Below are 22,850 nucleotides of genomic sequence, written 5' to 3'. Positions count from 1 at the left end.
CATGAGGACCGGAACTGTCCTCAATTCCCTTTCCGAACCCACCCGGCCTTTTCTAAGATGCCACCATGACGATCATCGAGGCCCGCGGCCTGACCAAGATCTACAAGACGAAAACCGGCGCAGTCCATGCCTTGGACGGGCTGGATCTTTCCGTCCCGCGCGGCACGGTCAAGTCCCTGCTCGGGCCCAACGGTGCCGGCAAAACCACGGCCGTTAAGGTCCTGACCACGCTCATCAAACCGGACCGCGGCACCGCCCATATCGATGGGATCGACGTCGCCGCTGCTCCGAAGGAAGTGCGCCGGATCATCGGCGTCGCCGGCCAGTACGCCGCAGTGGATGAGAACCTGACCGGCTTCGAGAACCTGGAAATGGTCGGCCGGCTCTACCACCTCGGCGCCAAGACGGCGCGGCGCCGGGCGCAGGAACTGATCGACCAGTTCGAACTGACCGAAGCCGGCAACCGTCCGGTCAAGGGGTTTTCCGGCGGCATGCGCAGGCGGATCGACCTCGCCGGAGCCCTGGTGATCAACCCCAAGATCCTGTTCCTGGACGAGCCGACCACCGGGCTGGATCCGCGCAGCCGGCTCGCGCTCTGGGGCGTGATCAAGAATCTCGTGGCCGAGGGCACCACCCTCCTGCTGACCACGCAGTACCTGGAGGAGGCGGACCAGCTCTCGGACGACATTGCCGTGATCGACGGCGGCAGGGTCATCGCCGAGGGCACCGCGGATGAACTCAAGGCGCAGATCGGCGGCCACCGCGTGGTTGTCACGCTGGTGGACGAGGCGGACGCCGGCACAGCGGTCGGCATTCTGGCCCGGCATGGCGAGGGCGAGGCCCAGGTCTCCGGGGACGGGCGCGTGGTGGAAGTGCCGGTGACCGACGGGCCGCGCGCGCTGCAGTACGTACTCGCGGACCTCGGCGAGGCGAAAATCCAGCTGCACGACGCCGGCATGCGCCGCCCCACGCTGGACGATGTCTTCCTCAAACTCACCGGCCGCAAGGCGGAAAGCGATGATGACGACGACGGCGGTGCGGGCACCGGCACCGGCTCGCAGCGCGTCAAGACGGAACTGGAGAACGCGAAATGACCACCCTCACCCAGCCCGACTCCACATCGGCCCTGGCCAGCACCGGCAGCAGCCTCGGCCAGTTCGTCTCGGACGGCTGGATCGCCACCCGCCGGAACTTGGTCAAGATCAAGCGCGTGCCGGAAATCCTGGTGTTCACCATCCTGCAGCCGATCATGTTCGTGCTGCTCTTCAGCCAGGTCTACGGCGGCGCCATGGCCATCGACAACTACACGCTGTTCCTGATGGCCGGCATTTTCGCCCAAACGGTAATCTTCGGCTCCACGTTCTCCGGCGCGGCGATGGCGCAGGACCTCAAGGACGGGATCATTGACCGCTTTCGCACCCTGCCCATGAGCCCGGCCGCGGTCCTGGTGGGACGCACCAACGGCGACCTGGCCATCAACTCCATCTCCATGCTGATCATGATGGCAACGGGCTGGGCGGTCGGCTGGCGGGTGACGACGTCGTTCTGGGGTTTCCTCGGCGGGGTCGCCATGCTGCTGCTGTTCTCGTATTCCTTCAGCTGGGTCATGGCGCTGCTGGGCATGAGCGTCCGCAGCCCGGAGATCATCAACAACGCCTCGTTCATGATCCTGTTTCCGTTGACCTTCATCTCCAACGCCTTCGTGCCCATCCACACCATGCCGGACATCCTGCGCGTCATCGCCGAATGGAACCCGGTCTCCGCGCTGGTGGCCTCGGCCCGCCAGCTCTTCGGCAACACCTATGCGGAATTCCCGGAGCCCACCGCGTGGACGCTGCAGCACCCGTTCGTCACCGTGTTCATCGGCATCGCCGTGATGCTGCTGGTCTTCGTGCCGCTGGCCATCCGGAAGTTCGAGTCCATCAGTTCCCGCTGACCCGCCGTTCGACGCCGGGGCCTGAGGCTGCCAATCGGTTTCCACATTGCCAATAGGCTGTTGCCCATGGAATCTCCGATCGAGAGCTACCTGCGCAGCCTCCATACCGAAATCTCGCAGCTCAGGCATGGCCTCCCCTACAGTGTCGGGCCTGCCTCGGCGACGATAGACCCGGATAACTTCGGTATCTGCCTCGCCACCGTGGACGGCTATGTCTATGAAGTCGGTGATTCCCGCAAGGAATTCACCATGCAGTCGATCTCCAAGCCATTCACCTACGCTCTCGCCCTGTCGGACCTCGGCATGGCGGCGGTGGACGAGAAAGTGGATGTGGAGCCGTCCGGAGATCCGTTCAACGAGATTTCGCTGGCCGCCGGTACCGGCCGACCCGCAAACGCCATGATCAATGCGGGCGCGCTGGCAGTAACTTCACTGGTCAAGGGCTCCGGCGGCAGGTCCGCAATCAAACGCATCGTCAGCGCCTACTCCGACTTTGCCGGCAGGGACCTGGCTGTTAGCGAAAAGATCTTTGAAGCGGAGTTCCGCAACAGTGACCGCAACCACGCACTGGCCTACCTCCTGAGCTCCTTCAACATTATCGAAGACAATCCCACTGCTGTCCTGGAAAATTACCTGCGGCAATGCTCGGTCCAGGTCACCTGCCGGGATCTGTCCATCATGGCGGCCACGCTCGCCAACAGTGGCACCAACCCCGTGACCGGCGTGAACGTCATGGACATCGGCCCGGTCGAGCGCGTGCTTTCAGTGATGATGACTTCGGGGATGTACGACGACGCCGGTGACTGGGTCAGCCACGTGGGGATGCCTGCCAAGTCCGGGGTGGGCGGCGGCACCATCGCTGTGCTCCCCGGACAGGCCGGGCTGGCTGTCTTCTCGCCGCCGCTTGATGAACATGGCGGCAGTGTACGGGGCATCGCCACCAGCCAGCGTCTCTCGGATGAGATGGAAATGCACTTTGTCCGCTCCGCCCGGGCCGGGCGTTCCGCCATCCGCGCCTCCTACGACATCGCTGCCTCGCCCTCGGGAATACGCCGCGACGACGACGCCGCCTTGACACTGCGCGAGCATGGCCACCGCGCCCGGGTGATCGAACTGAACGGAGACCTGCTGTTTGCCGGTACAGAATCGACGGTGCGGGCCATCGCAGGACTGGACTCCGCCGTCGAGCTGGTCATCCTGGATTTGCGCCGGGTAGGCGAGGCGGGCGGTGTTGCGCACCGGTTGCTGCCCCGCCTGCAACGGAATCTTGCCGTCGCTGGAAAGGAACTCGTGCTGGTCGACCGGGAAGAGTCCCTCAAGGACCTCTTCGCCGCCCCGGACGCCAAGGTGCGCAGCTTCGATACCCGCAATGCCGCCGTCGAGTATGCGGAAAACCGCCTGATTGCTTTGCACAATCCGGGCTGGTCGCCGCCGGCAAGGGTCCCAGTGGCCGAATCGCCGGCGATGAGTACGCTGAGCCCGGACGATATCGCCGCATTGGAGTCGCGGATGCAAACCCGCACCTACCACGACGGCGGCATCGTCCGCCGGGTGGGACAGCGTTTCGGCGGTGTCTTTTTCATCATCTCGGGCAAGGTCAACACCATCGCCACCGGGCCGGACGGCGCACGCGTCAGGCTGTCCACGCTCAGCGCCGGGATGACTTTCGGCGAACTCGCCTTGGGCAGCGAAGACCGGCAGGAGACCACGGAGAAGGCGGAAGGACCGGTTGAAGTGAAGATCTTGACCGCCGAAGCCATCGACGAGCTGCAGGAAGAAGACCCCCGGCTTGCTGTGGAACTGTGGCGTGCCCTGACCCGCGATGCCTACACCCGCGTGGACCAGTACCTGCGTGAATCAGCGGTCCGGGTCCGGGACACATAGCAGGCACAGCCGGCGCCGCGGCGCAGATAGAGGCTTGATAACGCTTTGCCGCATCTTGCGGACACGCTGCGGACTGCCGGGCACCGTCCACTATAGTGACAGTCAGTCCGGCAATTGGCACGTTCAAGGAATCTGCTGAAGCCACTGTTCCAGAGGCCGGTGCCCGGTTGAGATGTAGAGGAGAACTGCTTGGACTTCTTCGAATTCCTGATTAACCGCAGTGACGACATGCTCGAGCTGGGCATCGAGCATGCAGTCCTGGTGGGAGTTTCCGTCTTGCTGGCCACTGTGATCGGTGTAGGCCTGGGCATTGCTACCTACCAGCGGGAACGCCCGCGCGAAGTTGTCCTCGCCATCACCGGCGCCTTCCTCACAGTGCCGTCCTTTGCACTGTTCATCCTGCTGATCGGGCCGCTGGGCCTGGGGGCCATGCCCGTGGTCGTGGCCCTGACGATGTACGGGCTGCTGCCGATCGTCCGCAACACCATCACAGGGCTCCGCGAGGTAGACCCCGCCATCGTCGAGTCCGCACTGGGCATGGGCATGAGCCGGTCCCAGCGGCTGCTGCGCATCGAACTACCGCTGGCCTGGCCGGTCATCATCACCGGTATCCGTGTGACCACCCTGGTCCTGCTCGGCATCGCCGCGATCGGTGCCATTGTGCTTGGACCGGGCTACGGCGAACTGATCTTCACCGGGTTGGCGCGCGTCGGTACACCCGTGGCCGTCAATCTGGTCCTGGCCGGAACGCTGGGCGTCATCATTCTGGCCGTCCTTTTCGACGCCTTTTTCTACGTCATCCGCAAGCTCACAACCTCCCAAGGAATCCGATGACCAGCACAACCGTGAACAACCGATCCACCGGCAAGGTGATGATCCGGTTGGAAGACCTGACCAAGCGGTTCCCCGGGCAGAAACACAACGCCGTCGACAACCTGACGCTGGATATCCACGAAGGCGAGATTGTCGTGCTCGTCGGTCCCTCGGGCTGCGGCAAGACCACCACCATGAAAATGATCAACCGGATCATCGAACCGACTTCGGGCAGGATCATTCTCGACGGCGAAGACGTCACCACCACGGATCCGGACGCACTCCGCCGTCGTATCGGCTACGTCATCCAGCAGGTGGGTCTCTTCCCGCACCTGACCATCGGCGAGAACATCGCTACCGTTCCGAAGCTGCTGGGCTGGGACAGCAAGCGCGTCACTGCGCGGGTGGATGAACTGCTGGAGATGGTGAACCTCGCGCCCGAGTCCTACCGCAACCGCTATCCCAAACAGCTCTCGGGCGGACAGAAGCAGCGGGTCGGTGTGGCACGGGCGCTCGGCGCAGACCCGGACGTCATGCTCATGGACGAACCCTTCGGCGCCATCGACCCAATCACCCGGGACAGGCTGCAAAACGAGTTCCTGCGTCTGCAGTCCGAAGTACGCAAGACCATCGTCTTCGTCACCCATGACATCGACGAAGCAATCAAGATGGGAGACCGGATCGCCATCCTGCAAGACGCATCAAAAATCGCCCAGTACGACACCCCCGAACAGATCCTTACCGCGCCAGCCAACGACTTCGTCTCCGATTTCATCGGCAACGGCGCCTCGCTCAAGCGGCTGAATCTTAGCCATGTGTCCGACATCGAACTGACTCAATGGCCCACCGTCCAACTGGGCACGGACCACGACCAGGCGCTGGAAATGCTCCGCCGATCCGACCGAAGCGCCCTGCTGGTACTCGATGAGTCGGGGCGGCCGCGACGTTGGGTAGGTGCTGATGACCTTCACCGTGGCGCCGGCCGTCCGCTCGATGAGATCGGGCTGCCCGCCGGTGCCATGGTCGAGCCCCGTGCCACCCTCAGCGACGCGTTGAACGAACTGATCACCGCCCGCTACAGCGTGACCATCGTGGTGGATGCCAAGGGGATTTACCAAGGCGTAGTGGACATCGAGCAGATCAATGAAGCCATCCGGGGCATGCGCAGCAGCGCCGTCGCCAGAGCACGAGCCGGACTGGCCGAAGGCGCTGAGGCAGGGAGCACCGGGGGGCAGCCATGAGCGATACCGGCGCCGGTGTCCGTACCGGCATTGTCGCGGCCGCCGAGCCGCCGCACCACCGCCGGACGCTGGCCGGCTACCTGTTGATGCCGGCCCTGCTGGCATTGGTGTGCTTGGCCTTGTATCTGTATGTCAGTTCCCAGGAGCTGGACAGCATCGAAGCCCGCTCCCTCAACGCCGCGTCTCTGACCAAGGCCACGTGGGAGCATGTCCAGCTCACGGCGGTGTCTACCCTGCTCACCCTGATCATCGCCATTCCGCTGGGAGTGCTGCTGACCCGGCCATTCACCCGCCGCATCCGGCCCTATCTGCTGACCGTGCTCACCATCGGCCAGGCCGTACCGACCATCGCGGTCCTGGTGCTGCTCGCCGTGGCTTTCCTCTTCCTGGGCTTCCAGGCAGCGGTGGTGGGCCTGGTCCTGTACGCCATAATCCCCGTGCTGCTGAACACCATGGTGGGGCTGGAGCAGGTGGACGAATCCGTCCTCGAAGCCGGGCGTGGCATGGGAATCTCGAAGTTCGGCGTGCTGACCCGTCTGGAGCTACCGCTGTCCGTCCCGATCATCCTCGCCGGCGTCCGGACCGCCCTGGTCATCAATGTCGGCACCGCGACGCTGACCACCTACATCAACGCAGGCGGGCTCGGGGACATCATCGTTGCCGGGCTTTCCACCAACCGGGTCCTAGTGCAGATTGTCGGTGCCGCGCTCACAGCCGTGCTGGCCCTGCTGATCGATTACCTCGCTGGTATTGCCGAAGACTTCCTGCGGCCCAAAGGCCTGTGAAAGCACGATCAGAACGAGGAGAAGAGGAATCATGAAAGCAATGAGCGCCAGGATCAAAGTGGCTGCTGCCCTGGGGGCAGGCATGCTGCTGCTGACCGGCTGTGGTGGCGGAGACGACGGCGGAGGGAACGGCACCGGCGAGCTGGCCGGCGCCGAGCTGGCCGTCGGCTCGAAGGAATTCACGGAGTCCATCCTGCTGGCCCAGATCACCGCCGTCGCCCTGGAGAACGCAGGTGCCACGGTTGAGGACCGCACCGGTATCTCCGGCAGCGCCACCGTCCGCGAGGCACTCGAGTCGGGCGAAGTTGACATGTACTGGGACTACACCGGGACCGGCTGGGTCAACATCTTGGGCCACACCACCGAGGACGCGCCGGAGGACCTCTACGCCGCGGTAGCCGAAGAGGATGCTCAAAACGGCATTGTGTGGCTGGAACCCGCACCGTTCGACGACACCTACCGGATTGCGGTGAAGTCTGCCTTTGCCGAAGAAAACGGCCTGACGAACATGACAGAAGCGGCAGCATTCATTCAGGAAAATCCCGAGCAGGGAGCCGTCTGTGCGGCCAGCGAGTTCATCAACCGCGACGACGGCCTGCCGGGGCTTGAAAAGGCCTATGGGTTCGAGTTCAGCGAAGTTGTTGAGCTCGATCTGAACCTGATCTACACGCAGATCGGCGAGTCCTGCCCGTTCGGTGAAGTGTTCTCCACCGACGCCCGCGTCGTGTCCAATGACCTGACCGTGCTCGAAGACGACAAGGAATTCTTCGTCGAGTACCAGGGCGCCCTGACCCTGCGGCAGGAAACGTTGGACAAGTTCCCGGCCATCGCTGACATTATGGCTCCGATCAGCGCCGAACTGACCAATGAGGTTGTCACCGAGCTCAACGGCCGCGTGGACAACGACGGCGAACAGCCGCGCGACGTCGCCGAAGAGTGGCTCAAAAGCGAAGGCCTGCTGGGCTGAGTGCAGTGGGCAGGTTCAGGCTTCGACGAACCTGCCCACTGTCTTCTGTGCGTTGACTCCCGGCAGTGCCGCGGTGAACATGCGGTAGTACGCCAATTCCTCCCCGGTACGAAGGGGCGGATCCAGCACACCGGATTCGCGGGCGAGTTCCTCGTCTGAGATTGTGGCGCCAAAGTGACCGCGGAGCACATCGTTCATGCCTGTGCCCTGGCCGAATTGCTCCTTGGGCCGCCACAGCACCTCATCCGGTATCCAACCATCGAAGGCACGGCGCAGCAGCCATTTCGCCGGGCGCTCCAAGCTCGTAAGTTTCCACGCCGGCGGAAGTGCCAGGGCAAGTTCCACCATGTCCAGATCCAGGAACGGCAACCGCGGTTCCAGTCCATGCGCACCGGCGACGCGGTCCACCCGCTGCAGCCCACCGATATGCAGGCCTTCGATGGTGTCGAGCAGGTCCTGATGCAGGGCTTCGCCGCTACTGTGTTCGCCATAGTGCGAGTAGCCGGCGAACAGCTCGTCCGCCCCCTCGCCGACCAGCACAATCTTGATGTGGTCCTGCGCGAGTCGGGATACCAGGTGGTTAGGCACGGCGCTGTGCACCAGAGTCGGGTCGAAGGATTCCAGCTCGGCAATCACCTGCGGGACCAGATCGATGGCATCTTCGGCCGTGTAGACGTGCTCATGATGCTCGGTCCCGCAGTGCTCGGCCACTACACGCGCCGCAGCAAGATCCGCACTACCGGCCATTCCCACGGCGAACGTTTTCAAGGTCTTGCCCTTTTTGCCGGCGATACGCGACGCAATGGCCGTCACGATGCTCGAATCCACCCCGCCCGAAAGCAGGACGCCGACAGGAACGTCGACCTGCATGCTCCTTTCGACGGCGCGGACCAAGGTCTCGCGCAGTGCGTCAAAGACCCAGGTGGGCGGGTCTTCCTCCGGGGTGCGGCTCTTAAGCAGCACCGGCGCGCCAGAAGGAAAAACCGGACCTGGAATGAGACCGGCTTCCGGCGTCCAGGCGTGCCCCGGCGGAAAAGGCTCCACCGAGGGGCGCCACTGCTCGTCGAAGGCTTTCATCTCCGAGGCGAACAGCACTGTCTGGCCTTGGCGGGCCCAGTACAGGGGTGCCAGCCCGAGCGGGTCACGGGCCGCTACAAACCGCCCGTCCTCCGACGCAATGACCAAGGCGAACGTACCCCAGAGTTTTTCGAATGCGGCAACCCCGATTTCTTCGTAGAGCTGTACCGCCGCTTCCAGATCCGAGCCAGTGTGGAAGCGGTCCGCGCCCAGCCTGGCACGGATCCGCTGGTGGTTGTAAATCTCGCCGTCACCCACCAGCCAGATGTCCTCGGTACTGCCGGACAGGGGCTGGCCGCCGTGTGCAGGATCGACGATGGCGAGATACCGGTTCCCCAGCCAGGAAGGTCCGCATTGGCGGAACCCCACCCCGTCAGGTCCACGGTGCGATAACCGGTCCAGCATCCGCTTTCCGGTTTCGGGGTCGAAGGGGCCATGGGCGGCAACTATTCCGGACATCAGCGATCACTCTTTCCCACGCCGTAGCGGAGATAAACAACGCCGTTTCCGAAACGGCGTTCATCCAACAGTTCAAGTTCGATCCGGATTCCGTCGGCCAGGAAGCGTTTGCCGCCTCCCAGCGCAATAGGCGATAGGAAAAGGTGGCACTCATCCACCAGCCCGGCCCTGAGCGCCTCGGCCACGAGCTCGGATCCGCCCACCGCTAGGTCGCGGTCCGCCTCGCCCTTCATCCGGCGGACTTCGTCCGGGGCAAAGTTGCGCTCGATCCGGGTCCTTGCGCTGGAGGCAGTCTCCAAGGTTCTGGAGTAGACGACTTTGTCCGTCGTATCCCACATTTTGGCGAAGTCATGCTCGACAGCCGGCAGTCCGGCGTCGTTGGACAGACCCTCCCAAGCGGTCATGACTTCATACATCCGCCGGCCGAAGAGGTAGGTACCTATCTGCCGCTGAAGATCGTTGATAAAGGCGTGGACTTCTTCATCCGGCATGCTCCAGTCGAAGCGGCCCTGCTCGTCTGCGATGTACCCGTCCAGTGAGGCGATCGCCGAATAGATCAAGTTGGCCATGGAGAACCTTCCGAAGACCATGTGCACTGCGTCAGTCTGACCATAGATCCGGCTGCCCGCAGATGACAACCGTTTCGGCGCCTTCCTCGAGAGCACCTCGTGATTCTGCCACCCGGAGCTGCATCCCTTAAGATCAATGGGTCCCCTCCGCAGCCAGGCACTGGCAGAAAGTTCTTGATGCGCTCCACTGAACAAGCTGTCTCCAACTGGCACACCCAGAAGGACTTCAGGCTCAGCCCTGCCTGGAAGCTGCTCTCCGCGGCACCGTGGACCATCGCCTTCTTCCGGGCCGAGTTCACCCCGAACCGGCCGCGGATTGGGCTCGAGGAATTCCACGCGGCACTGGCTGCCTTCCTGAAGGAACTCCGGCACGAGAACCTGAATCTCAATGAGCAGTGGCAGGCAGACAACTATGCCGATTCCTGGGTGCGCAACCAGTTCCTCGCCCGGCCGATGGTGGACGGACAGTTTGTCTACGAGCCCACCGCACAAACCCAGCGAGTGCTGAACTTCATCGAGGGTTTCACCCAGGAGCGGACCAATCTCAACAGCTCCCGGTTGAGCGCCCTGCTGAACAGCATTGAATCGCTCGCCCACGAGTCCGACCCGGATCCGGCGGCGAGAATCCGGCAGCTTGAGGCAGAAATCGCCGAGCGGCAGGCGCAGATCCAGGCGTTGGAGACCGGCCAGGAACCCGCGGTCCTCCCACACGAAACCTCCGTTGCCGCGGCCCGCAGCATCCTCGACCTGGCTTCCAGTCTGCCAGCGGACTTCAAGCGGATGCGCGACGGCGTGGAGGCCATGCTGCACAACATCCGGCAGGAAATCATGGAGTCCAGCGTGGCCAAGGGCGTGGCCGTGGGCCAGGTCCTCGAAGGCGACCGCCAGTTGCGCAGCACCGCCGAGGGCGAGACCTTCCGCGGCTTCACGGAGTTCCTGAACAACCCGCAGCAGCAGGCCCGCTTCCGCCAGGCTGTCCGAGAGGTGCTTGAGCGCGATTTCGTCTCCGATCTGAGCTCCGACGAGCGCAACACCCTGGCCAACATGGTGCGGGAGCTGCGCCGCCAGGCCTCCGAAGTCCATGCCATCTACGGCCGTCTCTCCGAGAGCCTGCACACCTATGTCCAGAGCGACGAGTTCCGCGAGTCGATGCTGCTGCGCAAGGCCATCCGCTCGGCCGAGCTTGCCGTGGCCCACTCGCCGGACCTGAAGACCCGCACGCCGGCGGTTCCCGTCAACCTGTACCTCCCGGAGTTCGAAACACTGGCCGGCATCGGGATCTTCAACCCCGAGGACCATGTCCCGCCGCCCCGGCTTGCGGAGCCGCCTGCGCTCAGCGATGCGGACATCCACCGCACCCCCAACACGCCAAAAGCCGACGCCGGTGCCATCCGCCAGGCGATCAGCTCCGCCACCGCAGCGGCGAAGGACGGCAGGGCAACGCTGGGCACGGCGTTCGCGCTGCTGCCGCCCGAGCACCGCCACATCAACTCAGTCCGCGGCCTGGTGCTCGCCGCCCGCAACACGGACCAGAACATCACCGGCGACCGGTTCGAGGTCCTTACCTACAAGCAGATCGACGGCGTCGAGCGCACCGCATACCTCCCGCTCGTCACGTTCACCAAAGATTCAACAGACTCAAAGGATGACAGCAAATGACCGAGACGGAAGCTGACATCGCGGCGAGCGGGTACCGCGCGGAGCGGCAACTGTTCGACGGCGACACCGGTACCTTCCCGCTGCAGCTGCGCCAGACGATCGTGCGGCTGCTACGCGGACCGTACATCGATGGCGTTGCCGACCCCCGGCTGTGGACCACCGTGCTGGACAACCGGCAGGTCATCGCCAACTACCTGTGCGAGATCTTCCTGGTGCTCAGCGTGGATCCGGACCGGAAGATCGCCATGCTCACCCCGGCCGAAGTAGACGCCCCGCACACCACCGCCATCCAGCCGCGGAAGCCGCTGCGGCGCGAGGAGACGCTGCTGGCCCTGCGCCTGCGGCTGCTGCTGGACCGGCACGCCGGCTCCGGCACCGACGCCACCATTTCGCGCGCCGCCGCCCGGGAAATCCTCGAAGAACACCGGCAGCCCGGCACGGTGGACGACAAGCGGCTGGAAGAGCTGACCGATGCCTCCATCTCCCGCCTGCTGGCGCTGAAGCTGCTGCTGCCTACCGAGCTGGCCGGCGTGTACCGGGTCAGCAATGCGCTGGCCATGGCGCTGCCGTTCGACAGCATCGACCAGATCCCGGCCTACATCGAGGCGCTGGCCCGCAGCGACGCGCAGGAACTGCTGGACCCCGACCTGTTGGAGGCTGAATCACTCGATCCGGAGATGCTGGATCCTGAGCTGACCGCCCCGGAGGCCGAAGGCCACGCTTCCGGCAGCACCGTCCCTGACAACACCACCGCAGACGAGGAGGAACTGTGAGCATTGCCCAAACGCTCCCGCTCGGCGAGGAGATCAACCCCGGCCAGTACCGGTTGAGCAAGATCCAGGTGATCAACTGGGGCACGTTCCACGGTCGCCACACTATGTACGTGGACCGCGCCGGCACGCTGCTCACCGGCCATCCCGGCGTGGGCAAGTCCACGCTCTTCGACGGCATCCAGCACATCTTCTATGCCGCACCCCGGCTGAACGAGTCCGCCAACGAGGCCAGCAACCGCAAGGACCGCCGCACCACCCTTAGCTACATGCGCGGGCGGAAGGCCAAAACCGCTGCGGGCACCACCTACCAGCGGCCCAGCGCCACCTGGTCCGCCGTCGCACTGGTCTTCGATGACGGCCTCGGCCGCCAGGTCACCATCTCCGCCCTCTGCGATCTGCCGGCCAACGGGCTGGAAGGCCAGGTGGGCAAGCACTACGTCATCCACAACAAGCCGCTGGACACCGAGGCGCTGGAAAACCACGGCGGACGGCGCTTCTCCCCCACCTCCCTTCACGCCGCGCTGCCCGGTTGCGAGGCGTTCGACGTGCACAAAGTCTTCGCCGAGCGCTTCCGCCGCAGGCTGGGAATCGATAATGACAAGGCCTTCAGTCTGCTGCGGACCCTGCAGAACGGCAAGGGTCTGGACAAGGGTGTGAATAAGTTCTTCCGCTACGAGGTGCTGGACATTCCGTCCACGCTCAAGGCGGCCGCAGGAGCCATCGAGGACTTCAGCCACCTGCGCGGGATTTACCGCCAGTTGGAAGAGGCCACCGGCCAGCGCGATGCCCTCGCAAAGGTACCGGCACAGCACCTGCGCTACCGGGAACTGCGCGAACAGTTGGAACGGAACCGGGAACTGGCCGAGGTCCAACTGCCCCGGGTCCGCCAGCAACTGGCGGCCGGGCTCCTCGAAATCGAAACGGCCAGGCTCGCCGCCCAGCGCGAGGCCAAGACCCAGAGGATCCGGGAGAAAGCCGCGGCGAAGGAGACCCTGGAGTCGCAGGTCCAGCGGCTGGATGAACAGCATGCCAGCCACGGCGGCCGCGCGATTGAAGCGCTGGAGCGTGACATCCGCGCCGCCTCGGTGGAACTGGCGCAGCGCGAGCGCGTCCGCACCCAGGTGCAGCAAGACATTGACGACGCCGGGCTGCAGCTTGAGTGGTCGGCCGACGGATTGGCGTCTGCCCGCCAGCAGGCCGCGGCCGCCGTCGAAGAGCTCACCGCCGAGGCCGCAGCCGCCAAGACCCTCGAATATGAGGCCGTTGCCGCGAGCATCAACGCCAAGGACCGGGAGAAAAAGCTCCGCGCCGAGATCGGCTCCTACGCCCGGCGCGGCAACAACATCGACGGCGCCAGCGCAGCCGCCCGGCGGCAGATCAGCGCCGAGACCGGCATTGCACCTGAGGACATGCCCTTCGCCGGCGAGCTGGTGGACATCGCGCCGGAGCACCTGCGGTGGCGGCCTGCCGCCGAAAAGGCCCTGCGGTCGCTGGCCACCACGCTGCTGATCCGCGGCGAGGATATCCGGACGGTGACCAAGGCGATCGATGCGTTGGACAGCCATGGAAAGCTGCGCTGGATCAATATCGCCACTCCCCCGCGCCCGGGAACCGCCGGAGACCGTGATTTGGCCGGCAAGCTCGAGTTCAAGAACTCGGAGGCCGGCGACTGGCTGAAGCAGAAAATCACCAGCGATTATGCCTTCACCTGCGTGGACTCGGACGCCGAGCTGCATCACGAGGACAAGGCGATCAGCCTCGCGGGCACCCTCAAACTGAACAAGAACACCTTTGAACGGGACACCCGGAAGGTTAATCCGGGCGACTACCTGCTTGGCTTCAACAACACGGACAAGATCGCCCTGCTCGAAGCCCAGGCCGAGCGCATTCTGCAGGAACACGCGGACGCCGCCGAGCTGGCGGACCAGCGGAGCAAGGCCAAGGACGTGCTCGCCGGAAGGCTGGACGCGCTGCATCGGGTGGCCGCCGATACCCGTCCATGGTCCGACGTCGACAGCAGCGCCCAGCGCGAAGTGCTGGAGAACCTGCAGGACCGGCTGCGCGAAGCGGTGGACAGCAGCGCCACCCTCGCGGAAATCCACGCCGAGCTCAAGGCCGCCAAGTCCGAGCTGGAGGCCAGCGTCGGCCGGCTCGCGGTGCTGCGCCACGACCTCCAGGAGCTGGACAAGCAGTTCCGCAATGCCGAATCCGCCTGGCACAACACCGCCCGCCGGGCCGAAGAAAACCCGCCGGCGGAGTGGGCTGCCGAGGCCATCGGCCGCTACCTTGAACCGCTGGGCGATCCCACCGGGCTGGAGGAACTGGAAACCGCCTTCCACCGGCTGGCCCTGGAGCTCAAGGACGCCGCTGCCACCCTCAGCGATGAGCTCCACAAGACGGAGACGGCGCTGACGGATACCTTCAAATTCTTTGCCCGCGACTGGGGCGAGCATCTGAGCGCTTCCTTTGGCACCGGGGTCGAAAGCGCCGCGCAGTACGAGCAGCTGTACCACGACATCATTTCCGAAGGACTGCCGCAGCGCGAAGAGGAATTCCGCGAGTACTTCAACAACCGCTCCTACGAGCGCTTTTCGGACCTGCTGCAGATGCTGGAGGAGGAGCGCCGTGCCATCGAGGAGCGGATCCTGCCGCTGAACCAGATTCTGGACGACGTCCCCTTCGACAACGGCAGCCACCTCAAGCTCGAGGTCCGGACCAGCGTTCCGGAGGAAGCCCGTACCTTCCGCACGGATCTGAAAAACGCGCTGGGCAACGCGTACATCAAGCAGACTCCGGAACAGATGGCCGCCAGCTACAAGGCGCTGGAGCGCTTAGTGGACGCGCTGAACGATCCGGCGAAACAGCACTGGCGGGACACGGTGCTGGATGTGCGCCAGCATGTCACCATCAGCTGCAACGAGCACCGGCCCAACGGGGAGATCGAAACCGGGCTGGAACCCGGCACGCTCTCCGGCGGCGAAGGCCAGCGCTTCACCTCGTTCATTATGGGCGCCGCGCTGGCGTACCAGCTCGGCATTGCCAGCCAGGGTTACAGCACCTACGGCACGGTGATGATCGATGAGGCCTTCATCCAGGCGAACTCGGAATATGCCGGTGCCGGCATCAACGCGCTGCAGGAATTCGGCTTCCAGTTGCTGCTGGCCGCACCGGAGGACAAGGTGGATCTGTCCCGGCATCTGGGCTCTATCACCGACATCATCAAGCATCCGGACGCGAACGTTTCCGGCTTCGTGGAAACGGGGGCCTCGCCCGCAACGGCCACGGCGATTGTGTTGCGCTGACCTAGACTGGTCGGATGCCAGAAGAACCCGTCATCACCGTCACTGGCCACGAGCAGTACCGGGCGTGGCACGCCAAGGAATTCCCGCCGGTGGAACAGCTGCGTTCCAACGTCTGGTCCATTCCGGTGCCGTTCCCGGGCAATCCGCTGCGCTACACGATCAGCTACCTGCTGCTCGGCACCGGAGCGTCTGTGTTGATTGATCCGGGCTGGGACAGCGACGACGGCTGGCGGCATCTGGTGGACGGGCTGGAGCAAGCCGGCCTAACACCCGGGGACCTGACCGGTATTGTGGTCACCCACTACCACCCGGACCACCACGGCATGACGGCCCGGCTGAAAGACGCTTCAGGCGCCTGGCTGGCCATGGGCGGAGACGAGTGGATTCCGGATCCCTCCCGCGATGTGGACGATGTACGGGAGGCGGACATGTTCCGGCTCGGCCACTGGGGTGTGCCGCAGGACAGGTTGGAAGAGCTGACCTTTTCTCGCCGCGCCGACCGCCCGCGGCTGCTGGCGCCTGATCTCCCGCTGGCCTCCGGCGAAATGCTTCCCGTCGCCGGACTGAACGTCCGTGCCGTCTCCACTCCGGGGCATACCCCTGGCCACCTCTGCCTGGTCGATGAGGACAACGGGTTGGTCTTCAGCGGCGACCACGTCCTGCCGCGGATTTCCCCGCACATCTCACTCGAACACGAGGGCCTCTCAAACCCTTTGGCCGATTACTTCGACTCGCTCGCCGCCATTGATTTGGGCGACGACGTCGAAGTCTGCCCGGCGCACGAGTACCGCTTCACCGGCCTGTCACGCCGGGTGGCCCAACTGGCACGCCACAACCAGGCCCGTTCGGATGAAGTGCTGCTGGTCCTGCGTGAGCAGGCTCCCGCCTCGGTCTGGGAGGTCGCGCGCGAGCTGACCTGGTCCCGCGGCTGGGCCTCCCTGAACGGGTTCTCGCTGCGGCTCGCCTTGGCGGAAACCGCCAGCCACCTGGTGTATCTGGAGTCGCTCGGGCACAAGGTGGATGTCGCGGTTGATTTCCCAGAACCGGTCACGACCATCGCTGCCGATAGCGTCCGCTGACAGCCAGACGGCATAGCAGGCGCCAGGACCCGCCTCGTGGACCGCTTAGCCCTGCTTCGCAGACCGCTTCTGCCGCCGGTCCCGCTCCTTGGCCGCGTCCAGTTCCCGTTGCAGCGCGGCGTTGACCTCCTCGAGCCGCAGCACTTTGTCGACGCCGGCCAGGTTCAGTCCGTCGTCCACTAGTTCGCCGATCCGGCGCAGCCGCTCGACATCGTTTTCGCTGTAGCGGCGCGTGCCGCCCTCGGTGCGCTCGGGTTCCACCAGGCCCTTGCGCTCGTACAGCCGCAAGGTCTGCTGGCCCACGCCGACCAGGTCAGCGGCCACCGAGATGCCGTAGACGCCTTGCTCCGCCCGCAACCGCCGCTCGTCGTCGTTGCCCAATTTCTTCCTCCGCACTTCTTGCAAAATATTGTAGCGCAGCGTCATAATATCTATGTCGGCAGACACAGATAATCTGCCGGTCTAACAAGAGAAGGACTGAAGGAGGCAACCATGTTGATGCGAACTGATCCGTTCCGGGAGCTCGACCGGCTGACCCAACAGGTCTTCGGATCCCAGGCCCGTCCCGCCGCCATGCCCATGGACGCTTGGCGCGAAGGCGACGAGTTCGTCGTGGAACTTGATCTGCCCGGTGTGGATCCCGCAACGATTGATCTGGATGTCGAGCGCAACGTCCTCACCGTTGCCGCCGAGCGCAAATCCCGGCTGGATGACGAGAAGGAAGTCGTGGCCGCCGAACGCCCCAGCGGCACCTTCAGCCGGCAGCTCGTCCTCGGCGACACCCTGGACACGGACAAGGTCACAGCAAATTACGACGCCGGGGTGCTGGCTCTGCGGATCCCGATCCGTGAGCAGGCCAAGCCGCGCAAGATCGAGATCAACAGCAGCGACGCCCGGCAGCAGATCAACGCCTAACCCCAAGGAGAACGGAAGGACGCACAAGGAGGCTGATATCCGCCGGGATTGCGCGGTTGCCCTGTCTGGCTGCAGGGCAACCGCCCCTGCCTTGATCACTTTCGGTGCATCCGTAACCGTGCCCCGTGCGGACGGAAGACTGTCGAGGAGAACCCGAGATGGAAGAGCAGGATCTCTACGCGGTCCTTGAGGTGGACCGCGACGCAGACCAGGAACAGATCCGCCGCGCCTATCGTCTGCTGTTGCGCCGGCATCATCCCGACCTCCAGCTCTCGGCAGATCCGGAAACAGCGCGGGCTGCGGCACGAACTATGGCCCGCATCCTGGATGCTTACGCCGTACTGGGCGATCCCCGGCGCCGGGACGCCTATGACAACCGCGGACGGCACCGCGCATCCGCTGTTCCGGATACGCCGCCGAAATCCCGCGGACGCCACGTGGGGGTAACTGTGCAGGATCAGGATCCGGTGGTTTTGGGCTGGACGGCGCTGCCCGAAGATACGGTCTGGCTGTTTCCTCCGGTCTCGCCCCTGCGCCCTCCGCGGGACGTGTTTGATCTGCTGGTCCGGCGATGGTTCCTGGGCTAGCCTGACCCGAATATCACGAGAAAGGACCGCAAAGTGTCGAACTGGCGGCGCTACGATTCAACCCTGTTTCCCATCTTCCATGAGCGCTTCGAGGAACGCTGGGGCGAGGGCACAGCCCCGTTCCTGAATCCAAGTGTCTTCGACGAGGACCAGCCGCGTCCCCGCGCCCAATGGATCAACGTGGACACCGGCGCTGCCGTCGCCGTCGTCCCTATTTGGGAGGATGACCGGAAGCACCGGTCCTTCGCTGTTTTCTATCTGCCGCCCGCCGGCGGCATCTGGGTCCTGCGGCCCGGATTCACGCAGTTCATCGAAGCTGAAACCCAGGACGACGCCGCGCAGCTGGCCCTCCGCAATGATTCCTTCAAGAAGGCCGTGGCCCATGCCGAGGAGTTCATCTTCGGGCCCGAAGGGAAGCAGCCGCCGTCGTAAATAATTTCCTCCGAAACTGAACCTTCAACGGGGTCTCTGCGTCTCATGCAGTAACTGGCGCGCGCCTTGCGCACCATCGGAAGCAAGAGGAGACTCTGATGCCTGCCGTTCGCGATGACCCCACGCATTCCCAGTTCATCATTTTCTCGGACGGAACCGTCGCCGGGACCCTGACCTACCGCATCAAGGGTGCAGAAATCTGGTTCCTCAAAACCACCATCGACCGCGGCTTCAGAAACCAGCAGCTGGACACCTTCCTGATTATCAGCGCCCTTGACTTCGTCCACCGCCGGCAACTGATGGTGCGTCCGATGGATCCGCTGGTAAAGAAGATTATCTACGAGCATCCCGAGTACTTGCACCTGCTGCCGCACCGCCCGCATCCACCGGTCCGGCACGGCCGTCATCCCGTCGTGAACCAGTCGGCCCGCCATCCGGTTGCCTAGACGGGCGTCCCCAGCTGGTGAGCTAGTGCCTCCGTTTTACCGCCGGGCGAGGTAAAACGAGCGTCCGCTATTGCCTCAGTAAGCCACGGATTTCGGCGAGGTGGGCAATGCGGTGCAAAATGAACGCTATCTGGTCGGGGCCGGGTCCTACGCTGAAAGCATGAACAAAGATCAGCCGCCGCAGAGCCGTTGGATGAATCGGACGCGCACCGAGGGTGGAACCGGACCGGCGGAACCGGCGGGTGACCTGCAGGATGCAGCGGAAGTCGCACGGCTGTTTTGCGAGGCGCTGATGGATCCCGGACATTTCCGGAACACCCTCGAAAGCCTGGTGACACCCGGCTCCCGTGAGCACTGGGGAGATTTCGGCGCCGCGGCGCGGGAACTGCAGCAGGTTCCGGATTGGGACGTTGCCGCGGTGGCCGAGCCTGCGGAGGGAAACCCCGAAGTGGCTTACGTCTGGATCTTCCCGACGGCGGCAGCAGGAACCACGCCAGGCAGCGGCCGTCCGGCAGACGGCGCCACCGTTGTCACCCTGGTATGGCGGGATCAGCTTGGTGCGTGGCTGGTCCATGCCTTCGGCCAGCGGGTTGATCCGGCAACGGCCGGGGGAACCGCGTGACTTCGCTGCCGGCCGCTACTTCGCCTCCGGTCGCAACCTCGCCCGTTACTTCAACCGTGGGCTGCGCGCCTTGAAATCCTCTGCAATGGTGTGGAAGTCCGCCCACCTGACACCGTCGTGGCCACTGATGTGTTCGATCAGCCGCTCCAGCATGAGCAGCACCTGCGGCCGGCCCGAAACATCCGGGTGGATGGTCATGGTGAAAGCGGCGTAGTCGCATTCCCGGTAGACCCAGTCGAACTGGTCGCGCCACATTTCCTCCAGCTGGCGCGGATTGACGAATCCATGGCTGTTGGGGCTGGATTTGACGAACATCATCGGCGGCAGGTCATCCAGGTACCAGTTGGCCGGAATTTCCACCAAATCGGTTTCCTCGCCCCGGACCAGCGGCTTCATCCAGGTCTTGGCCGGCTGGTCGTAGTCGATCTTCGTCCAGCTGTCGCCCACGCGCACGTAGTACGGCTCGAAATCGCGGTGCATCAGTGAATGGTCATACGCGATGCCGCGCTCCAGCAGCAGTTCGTTGGTGATCTTGGAAAATTCCCACCACGGCGCCACATAGCCCGTCGGACGCTTGCCGGACTTCCGCTCGATCAGGTCGATGCAGTAGTCCAGGATCTCGTTCTCTTGTTCCCTGCTCATCGCGATCGGGTTCTCGTGACTGTAGCCGTGGACGCCGATCTCGTGTCCGGCCGCAACAACTTCGTCGAACTGTTGGGGAAAGGTCTCGATGGAGTGGCCGGGCCAGAACCAAGTGGCCGGGAGCTCGTACTTGGCCAGCAGCGCGTTCAGCCGCGGAACGCCTACTTCACCGGCGAAAACACCGCGCGAAATGTCACCAGGCGAGTCCTCTCCCCCGTAGGAACCGAGCCAACCGCCCACCGCATCAACATCAATGCCAAAAGCGACGAAGATTTCCTTTGCCATGTCTTTCCTTCCTCAGAGGTACGGCTCCAGCAGTTGTGCTTCGGGCCGCCGCCCGCCGGAGATCAGCAACGCCAGCAGGATGCGCGCCTGGAACAGCGGCAGCGAGCCCAGTGGAACGGCCCCGACGCGTACAAGATCGGCGCCACCGCCATTGCCGTAGTACGGAACCACCGGACCTTCCGCCACACGGGTGGAAAGCCCAACAACGACGCCGGACCGCACCGCTTCTTCCGCCCAGGCACACAGCGCGTGATTGCCGTTACCCACTCCGGTGCCCGCAATAACGACGGCGGCGGCACCGGCTTCGACCGCGGCGGCCGCGAGCGCGGCATCGGCTCCGGGGTAAGCGCTGACCACGTCCACCCGCGTGCTATCAAAGGCCGGCGTCGGCCGGGCCAACGCGGGTGCCCGAAGCGGTTGCATCGCCAACCGGACGCATGTCCCGTCGGTGCGGCCGATCGGACCGCCGTCGGCAGTTTGGAACGGAGCCGGGGCCACGGTATGCGCCTTGCGGGTGCCCCGTGCGGCAAAAATCTGTCCGGCGAAGGAGATCAGCACGCCGTGTCCGCGGGCCTCGGAAGCCGCCGCAACGGCAACTGCTTCGCGAAGATTTGCCGGACCGTCAGTATCAACGGCGTCCGCCGGACGCTGGGCACCGGTGAACACCACGGGCTTGGGACTGTCATGCACCAGGTCCAGCAGATAGGCAGTTTCTTCCATGGTGTCCGTACCGTGGGTGACTACGATCCCGTCAACCTCAGGTCGGGCCAGCTCCTCGGCGACGGCTTCGGCGATGAGGCGCAGATGGCGGTGCGCCAACAAGTAGGATCCGAGCTGGAGCACATCCCGCGCTTCCACCGCTACGTCCCCAGCCCCGAGCCCCGACACGAGGTCCTGCACGCCCCGGCTTGCTACCGATGCGCCGTCGGCACCCTTGCTCGACGCGATGGTCCCGCCGGTTGCCAGTACAGCCACTCGGAGCATTGGGTGCGCGCCTTTCCGAGGAAGTCTGTTCCTCGTTCTGCCAGGAGACATTATGTTCGCCGGTCGGTACTGCCAGCATGGTGGACGCTCTGGCTTAGTTCAAGGGCAAGCCCATGTCTGGCCTCCGGCGGGCGACGGGTTACGGTTTTGCCCTCCATCCATCTGACGGGTCCGCCTCACTCCCGGCCTCCGGATGTTTCATCAGCTAATTTCCGCCGTTCTTGTTGTCGTCTGCTGTAGGTTGCTTCCCGGATGGATTCGTCGCTGTCGAAACTGGACCCCAGCGCGCCGGCAAAGGTGCCGAGGGAACTGGCGAGCCACGCCAGCCGCGCGTAATCGATGGGGCTGACGGGATGCTTCAGCTGTGACTGCAGGTAGTCCCCGGAAATCACCGCCAAGGACCCCAGGAACAGCACCGCGAACAGAATCAGGTACATCGCTGCAACGCTGAGCACCACGGTGATGGCCGTAGCGACGTTATCCATGCCTGCGCGGCCGGCCAGTCCGTGGAGCCGGTGCCGGTCCCACAGTCCGTTGTACCCGATCAGCCATGCTGTCATCGAGACAACGGCAAGGACACTGATTCCTGCCAAGCGGAGGGGGCTGGAAGAATCGGCCATGTTCCAGATGGACGCGTAGAAGATGCCGAAGGCGCCGGTGCCGATTGCGGCAGCGGTGGCGCTGGACAGTGATGGCAGGAGCCGGCCCGGTTGGTTGCTGCGGATCATTCCCAACATCAGCCGTAGCCGTCCGCGCAGTCCCGACAGGTACGAGTATTTGCCGTCATCTCTGGCAGAGGAGAAAACGCCATGCACCGGGGCGAGCCGGTCCGCACTTTCATCGTCGGCCGGCTCTTCTGCGGAAGACGCTTCGGTCATATGCGCTACCGCATGCAGCACCGCCTGCAAAGTGCGGCGCCGGACCCGTGGCCAACCCAGGGCGGGCAACGAGATCAGACAGACACCTAGGGCCACGTTGACGTCGCTGACCAGGGGCTCGTTACCGACGTAGCGGGGCAAGTCCGTCACATAGACCAAAAGGTCCCAGTGATGGCGCTGTTTCAGATCCTCCGAATACCGCTCCAGTTGCATATCACCGTCCGCATCGAGCGGGAGGGTCTCACGGATGACGGAAACTTCCCACCGCACCGCGGCGTCGATATTTTCGGACAACTTGCCCGGCAGCACGTCTCCCAATCGTGTGGTCACGAGCTCCGGCAGGCCGGGATCGGCCATCAGGCCCAGGACAATGGTCCGACTCCCGCGCTCGTCCCCTCCGGATGGTGCCATAAACTCCCCTCCCGGCTGTGGTAGCTCGACCGCTTGTACGCTCGCCCATCGGTGCCATCGGAAATTTGCACTGCGATCAGCGACTGGCCCGAAATTCAATCTTC

General features: G+C 64.3%; 22 protein-coding genes. 16 read left to right on the top strand and 6 right to left on the bottom strand.

Translation table 11 applies throughout. From position 1 onward, the window contains the following. The first annotated feature begins 65 nt into the window (after window positions 1-65). The 7 genes from B0G38_RS20540 to B0G38_RS20510 all read left to right on the top strand — a co-directional run bounded on the left by B0G38_RS20540 (window position 66) and on the right by B0G38_RS20510 (window position 7,626). A complete protein-coding gene (locus B0G38_RS20540) occupies window positions 66-1,094 on the top strand; it encodes an ATP-binding cassette domain-containing protein (RefSeq protein ID WP_264671166.1) in 1,029 nt (342 codons plus the stop codon). Next, window positions 1,091-1,936 carry an ABC transporter permease gene (locus B0G38_RS20535; protein WP_264671165.1) on the top strand — a complete coding sequence of 282 codons (846 nt, stop codon included), beginning with the start codon at window positions 1,091-1,093 and terminating at the stop codon, window positions 1,934-1,936. Before B0G38_RS20540 ends, B0G38_RS20535 begins: the two co-directional genes overlap by 4 nt. A gap of 66 nt (window positions 1,937-2,002) precedes the next feature. Beyond that, a complete protein-coding gene (gene glsA / locus B0G38_RS20530; protein WP_264671164.1) occupies window positions 2,003-3,820 on the top strand; it encodes a glutaminase A in 1,818 nt (605 codons plus the stop codon). A gap of 189 nt (window positions 3,821-4,009) precedes the next feature. Further along, a complete protein-coding gene (locus B0G38_RS20525; RefSeq protein ID WP_169991784.1) occupies window positions 4,010-4,654 on the top strand; it encodes an ABC transporter permease in 645 nt (214 codons plus the stop codon). Beyond that, window positions 4,651-5,874, top strand: coding sequence for an ABC transporter ATP-binding protein (locus B0G38_RS20520; protein ID WP_264671163.1), 1,224 nt, complete (start codon window positions 4,651-4,653; stop codon window positions 5,872-5,874). Before B0G38_RS20525 ends, B0G38_RS20520 begins: the two co-directional genes overlap by 4 nt. After that, window positions 5,871-6,659 carry an ABC transporter permease gene (locus B0G38_RS20515; protein WP_264671162.1) on the top strand — a complete coding sequence of 263 codons (789 nt, stop codon included), beginning with the start codon at window positions 5,871-5,873 and terminating at the stop codon, window positions 6,657-6,659. Before B0G38_RS20520 ends, B0G38_RS20515 begins: the two co-directional genes overlap by 4 nt. A 31-nt stretch (window positions 6,660-6,690) precedes the next feature. Next, window positions 6,691-7,626: a glycine betaine ABC transporter substrate-binding protein gene (locus B0G38_RS20510; RefSeq protein WP_169991790.1), complete on the top strand. Its 936-nt coding sequence runs from the start codon at window positions 6,691-6,693 to the stop codon at window positions 7,624-7,626. 15 nt (window positions 7,627-7,641) lie between these two features. Here B0G38_RS20510 and asnB read toward each other — a convergent pair whose 3' ends face one another. Both asnB and B0G38_RS20500 read right to left on the bottom strand, forming a co-directional pair. Beyond that, window positions 7,642-9,162 carry an asparagine synthase (glutamine-hydrolyzing) gene (gene asnB / locus B0G38_RS20505; RefSeq protein WP_264671161.1) on the bottom strand — a complete coding sequence of 507 codons (1,521 nt, stop codon included), beginning with the start codon at window positions 9,160-9,162 and terminating at the stop codon, window positions 7,642-7,644. Continuing rightward, the gene (locus tag B0G38_RS20500) at window positions 9,162-9,731 is read right to left on the bottom strand and encodes a dihydrofolate reductase family protein (protein WP_264671160.1); all 570 of its coding nucleotides are present in this window, start codon (window positions 9,729-9,731) and stop codon (window positions 9,162-9,164) included. The genes asnB and B0G38_RS20500 overlap by 1 nt, the downstream gene beginning before the upstream one ends. A gap of 177 nt (window positions 9,732-9,908) precedes the next feature. Here B0G38_RS20500 and B0G38_RS20495 point away from each other — a divergent pair, with 177 nt between their 5' ends. From B0G38_RS20495 to B0G38_RS20480, 4 genes are read left to right on the top strand one after another with little or no spacing between them, the layout of a single operon-like run. Then, window positions 9,909-11,390 carry a DUF3375 domain-containing protein gene (locus tag B0G38_RS20495; RefSeq protein WP_264671159.1) on the top strand — a complete coding sequence of 494 codons (1,482 nt, stop codon included), beginning with the start codon at window positions 9,909-9,911 and terminating at the stop codon, window positions 11,388-11,390. Then, on the top strand, window positions 11,387-12,163 hold the full coding sequence (locus B0G38_RS20490; RefSeq protein ID WP_264671158.1) for a DUF4194 domain-containing protein: 777 nt from the start codon (window positions 11,387-11,389) through the stop codon (window positions 12,161-12,163). Before B0G38_RS20495 ends, B0G38_RS20490 begins: the two co-directional genes overlap by 4 nt. After that, window positions 12,160-15,465, top strand: a complete 3,306-nt coding sequence (locus tag B0G38_RS20485; protein ID WP_264671157.1) for an ATP-binding protein — start codon at window positions 12,160-12,162, stop codon at window positions 15,463-15,465. Before B0G38_RS20490 ends, B0G38_RS20485 begins: the two co-directional genes overlap by 4 nt. 14 nt (window positions 15,466-15,479) lie before the next feature. Beyond that, window positions 15,480-16,544: an MBL fold metallo-hydrolase gene (locus B0G38_RS20480; protein WP_264671156.1), complete on the top strand. Its 1,065-nt coding sequence runs from the start codon at window positions 15,480-15,482 to the stop codon at window positions 16,542-16,544. Between the two features lie 45 nt (window positions 16,545-16,589). Here B0G38_RS20480 and B0G38_RS20475 read toward each other — a convergent pair whose 3' ends face one another. Beyond that, entirely contained in the window at window positions 16,590-16,970 is a 381-nt protein-coding gene (locus B0G38_RS20475; protein WP_264671155.1) for a MerR family transcriptional regulator, read from the bottom strand. A 66-nt stretch (window positions 16,971-17,036) separates the two neighbouring features. Here B0G38_RS20475 and B0G38_RS20470 point away from each other — a divergent pair, with 66 nt between their 5' ends. The 5 genes from B0G38_RS20470 (at window position 17,037) to B0G38_RS20450 (ending at window position 19,546) form a co-directional block, all read left to right on the top strand. Further along, window positions 17,037-17,459, top strand: a complete 423-nt coding sequence (locus B0G38_RS20470; protein ID WP_264671154.1) for an Hsp20/alpha crystallin family protein — start codon at window positions 17,037-17,039, stop codon at window positions 17,457-17,459. A 158-nt stretch (window positions 17,460-17,617) separates the two neighbouring features. Then, on the top strand, window positions 17,618-18,046 hold the full coding sequence (locus tag B0G38_RS20465; protein ID WP_264671153.1) for a DnaJ domain-containing protein: 429 nt from the start codon (window positions 17,618-17,620) through the stop codon (window positions 18,044-18,046). 33 nt (window positions 18,047-18,079) lie between these two features. Continuing rightward, complete coding sequence (locus B0G38_RS20460) at window positions 18,080-18,478, top strand: hypothetical protein (protein ID WP_264671152.1); 399 nt, start codon at window positions 18,080-18,082, stop codon at window positions 18,476-18,478. Window positions 18,479-18,576: 98 nt separating this feature from the next. Next, window positions 18,577-18,924, top strand: a complete 348-nt coding sequence (locus tag B0G38_RS20455) for a GNAT family N-acetyltransferase (RefSeq protein ID WP_264671151.1) — start codon at window positions 18,577-18,579, stop codon at window positions 18,922-18,924. 160 nt (window positions 18,925-19,084) lie between these two features. Then, on the top strand, window positions 19,085-19,546 hold the full coding sequence (locus tag B0G38_RS20450; protein ID WP_264671150.1) for a hypothetical protein: 462 nt from the start codon (window positions 19,085-19,087) through the stop codon (window positions 19,544-19,546). A gap of 45 nt (window positions 19,547-19,591) precedes the next feature. Here B0G38_RS20450 and B0G38_RS20445 read toward each other — a convergent pair whose 3' ends face one another. From B0G38_RS20445 to B0G38_RS20435, 3 genes are all read right to left on the bottom strand, one after another. After that, the gene (locus B0G38_RS20445) at window positions 19,592-20,473 is read right to left on the bottom strand and encodes a polysaccharide deacetylase family protein (protein ID WP_264671149.1); all 882 of its coding nucleotides are present in this window, start codon (window positions 20,471-20,473) and stop codon (window positions 19,592-19,594) included. Between the two features lie 12 nt (window positions 20,474-20,485). After that, entirely contained in the window at window positions 20,486-21,457 is a 972-nt protein-coding gene (locus B0G38_RS20440; RefSeq protein ID WP_264671148.1) for an asparaginase, read from the bottom strand. A 176-nt stretch (window positions 21,458-21,633) separates the two neighbouring features. Next, window positions 21,634-22,746, bottom strand: coding sequence for a hypothetical protein (locus tag B0G38_RS20435; RefSeq protein ID WP_264671147.1), 1,113 nt, complete (start codon window positions 22,744-22,746; stop codon window positions 21,634-21,636). Window positions 22,747-22,850: the final 104 nt, after the last annotated feature.

Origin of the sequence: Crystallibacter permensis, assembly GCF_025960875.1 — a bacterium.
In the GTDB taxonomy this organism is placed as follows: domain Bacteria; phylum Actinomycetota; class Actinomycetes; order Actinomycetales; family Micrococcaceae; genus Crystallibacter; species Crystallibacter permensis.
The sequence above is the reverse complement of the archived record's forward strand: the minus strand, read 5'-3'. Positions and strand labels throughout refer to the sequence as shown.

Bases quoted from the DNA above. Each gene is read 5' to 3' on its own strand.
- B0G38_RS20540 (WP_264671166.1), top strand. From the start codon at position 66: ATGACGATCATCGAGGCCCGCGGCCTGACCAAGATCTACAAGACGAAA.
- B0G38_RS20535 (WP_264671165.1), top strand. From the start codon at position 1,091: ATGACCACCCTCACCCAGCCCGACTCCACATCGGCCCTGGCCAGCACC.
- glsA (WP_264671164.1), top strand. From the start codon at position 2,003: ATGGAATCTCCGATCGAGAGCTACCTGCGCAGCCTCCATACCGAAATC.
- B0G38_RS20520 (WP_264671163.1), top strand. From the start codon at position 4,651: ATGACCAGCACAACCGTGAACAACCGATCCACCGGCAAGGTGATGATC.
- B0G38_RS20515 (WP_264671162.1), top strand. From the start codon at position 5,871: ATGAGCGATACCGGCGCCGGTGTCCGTACCGGCATTGTCGCGGCCGCC.
- B0G38_RS20510 (WP_169991790.1), top strand. From the start codon at position 6,691: ATGAAAGCAATGAGCGCCAGGATCAAAGTGGCTGCTGCCCTGGGGGCA.
- asnB (WP_264671161.1), bottom strand. From the start codon at position 9,162: ATGTCCGGAATAGTTGCCGCCCATGGCCCCTTCGACCCCGAAACCGGA.
- B0G38_RS20500 (WP_264671160.1), bottom strand. From the start codon at position 9,731: ATGGCCAACTTGATCTATTCGGCGATCGCCTCACTGGACGGGTACATC.
- B0G38_RS20495 (WP_264671159.1), top strand. From the start codon at position 9,909: ATGCGCTCCACTGAACAAGCTGTCTCCAACTGGCACACCCAGAAGGAC.
- B0G38_RS20490 (WP_264671158.1), top strand. From the start codon at position 11,387: ATGACCGAGACGGAAGCTGACATCGCGGCGAGCGGGTACCGCGCGGAG.
- B0G38_RS20480 (WP_264671156.1), top strand. From the start codon at position 15,480: ATGCCAGAAGAACCCGTCATCACCGTCACTGGCCACGAGCAGTACCGG.
- B0G38_RS20475 (WP_264671155.1), bottom strand. From the start codon at position 16,970: ATGACGCTGCGCTACAATATTTTGCAAGAAGTGCGGAGGAAGAAATTG.
- B0G38_RS20470 (WP_264671154.1), top strand. From the start codon at position 17,037: ATGTTGATGCGAACTGATCCGTTCCGGGAGCTCGACCGGCTGACCCAA.
- B0G38_RS20465 (WP_264671153.1), top strand. From the start codon at position 17,618: ATGGAAGAGCAGGATCTCTACGCGGTCCTTGAGGTGGACCGCGACGCA.
- B0G38_RS20455 (WP_264671151.1), top strand. From the start codon at position 18,577: ATGCCTGCCGTTCGCGATGACCCCACGCATTCCCAGTTCATCATTTTC.
- B0G38_RS20450 (WP_264671150.1), top strand. From the start codon at position 19,085: ATGAACAAAGATCAGCCGCCGCAGAGCCGTTGGATGAATCGGACGCGC.
- B0G38_RS20445 (WP_264671149.1), bottom strand. From the start codon at position 20,473: ATGGCAAAGGAAATCTTCGTCGCTTTTGGCATTGATGTTGATGCGGTG.
- B0G38_RS20440 (WP_264671148.1), bottom strand. From the start codon at position 21,457: ATGCTCCGAGTGGCTGTACTGGCAACCGGCGGGACCATCGCGTCGAGC.
- B0G38_RS20435 (WP_264671147.1), bottom strand. From the start codon at position 22,746: ATGGCACCATCCGGAGGGGACGAGCGCGGGAGTCGGACCATTGTCCTG.